Source organism: Verrucosispora sp. SN26_14.1, assembly GCF_004307965.1.
GTDB lineage: Bacteria > Actinomycetota > Actinomycetes > Mycobacteriales > Micromonosporaceae > Micromonospora.
In genome coordinates, this window is record NZ_SISL01000792.1 from 1 (window position 1) to 1,262 (window position 1,262).

At 72.2% G+C, this 1,262-nt stretch carries 1 protein-coding gene and 1 pseudogene; both read right to left on the bottom strand.

Annotated features, from left to right (window positions below; genetic code table 11):
- Positions 1–56: 56 nt before the first annotated feature.
- Positions 57–533, bottom strand: a complete 477-nt coding sequence (locus EYA84_RS31960) for a UDP-N-acetylglucosamine--LPS N-acetylglucosamine transferase (RefSeq protein ID WP_131057871.1) — start codon at positions 531–533, stop codon at positions 57–59.
- 224 nt (positions 534–757) lie between these two features.
- Positions 758–1,262, bottom strand: a pseudogene (locus EYA84_RS31965) (hypothetical protein); the annotation flags it as partial.

The following is a 1,262-nucleotide window of genomic DNA, read 5'->3' on the forward strand; positions in this document are numbered from 1 at the left end:
GACCCGGGTGGCGCGCGGGCGTACCGGCGCGACCCGGTGCGCGTCGCCGGCCGCGCTCACAGCAGCGTCCCGACGACGGTGGCCTCCGGGTACTGGCGGCGCTGTTCCTCCCACTGCACGAGCATCGCCGACAGGAACGGGCGGCACAGCCGGGCGGTCAGCGTCGGCGTGTCGATCCGGTCGTAGACCTCGATGTAGACGGTCGGGATCCCGCGCAGCCGGGCGAGCACCACGAACGGGACGGCCACGCCGGCCCCGGTGGTGACCACCGCCGCCACGTTGCGCCGCCGCAGCACCCGGGCCGCCAGCACCGCGTTGCGCAGCAGGTTGCGCACGTTGCGGGTGGTCGGATGGTACGCCGGCACCAGGTCCTCCCCGGCGAGCAGCGACACCGCCTCCGGGGTGTCGAAGGTGACCCAGCACCGTCGCCACGTCTCGTACCAGGGCCGTAGGGCCAGCAGCTGGGCCAGATGCCCGCCACTCGAACCGACCAGTAGTAACACCGGCTGCTGGTCGGACCCGGGCTCGTCGATCTTCGCGTCCACGCGACTCCCCACAAGTTCGCTTGGAATTCCTGTCGGCGCCACGCAGCAGCAGACCACACGTCGCCCGGCGGTGAAAGGTGTGACCGGGTGTGACGTGATCTCCGTACGTGGCGGTTGCGGTGGGCCGAGTGGCCGACCGGCCGCCGACCATCGTCACCACCTGGAACTTTCTCGTCACTGTCCGACATCGACAGTGTGGTGCTGCGGATGGATCAGCCGCTATGTCGTTTCTCGATGACGTCCAGCAACGCGGGATGCAGTGCCGGATTCCACCCCGCCCCGGCGTCCGCGAGCCGCCAGGTACGCAACCACATCTCCACCAGGTAGGCGTCGGCGACCAGCCGCTGCCGGGCCGGGTCCAACCCGAGGGCGGCACCGTGCCGGGCCAGCCCGGCGTCGACCTGCCCGGTGGCGTGGGCGGCCGGTTCGCCGCGCAGCACCACCGACCGCTGGAACGCGTCGTGGGCCAGGTCGAATCCGACCGGCACCTCCGGCCCGCTGTGCTCCCAGTCCCAGGCGACGAGGTCACCGTCGTGCCGACCGAGGTTCCACGGCACCCAGTCGCCGTGCCAGTGGCCGAACTCCACGTCCACGTCGCCGTACAGGTGGGCCAGTGCGGCGACTGCGGTCACCGCACGGTCACCGACCCCCTCGGCCGCGGCGGACCGCTGCGCCTGCTCGGCCAGCCGGGCCAGGAACGCCGAACCGGCCAGCGGC